The 306-nt window shown below is 48.4% G+C and carries 1 protein-coding gene; it reads right to left on the bottom strand.

The window, feature by feature from the left end:
• Positions 1 to 112: 112 nt before the first annotated feature.
• Positions 113 to 306 (bottom strand): hypothetical protein (locus ACFC20_RS17515; RefSeq protein ID WP_375194103.1); only part of this gene is annotated, 194 nt, incomplete at its 5' end.

Here is a 306-nt window from a genome sequence, read left to right as displayed (position 1 = left end):
TTACTAGCTTATGGGTAGAATTTGATGAACCAGCAATGGATTGTAGTGACGATGGTCCCTACATCGGTGGAGAGGTTTCCATGGAATATTTGGAGCACATTCAGAGTGGCATTTAACAAGGCAAGGCAATCTGACAGCTTACACTCCGCTTATTTTTATGCGACAAAAGCATCGCATAAAAATAAGCTCCGTTACAGCTGCAGTTGCTTGCGGCGTTATTGGCCCAGGCCGTCGCCATTTTTGGCGGGCTCCGTGCAAAGGCCTTGGCATCGGGTATGGCAGCAAAGCCGCTTGTGTTGATGATGG

The sequence above is a fragment of the Marinobacter sp. genome (genome assembly GCF_041984545.1).
Classification (GTDB): Bacteria; Pseudomonadota; Gammaproteobacteria; order Pseudomonadales; family Oleiphilaceae; genus Marinobacter.
Note: the sequence above shows the minus strand (reverse complement) of the source record. Positions and strands in the feature narration are given on the sequence as shown.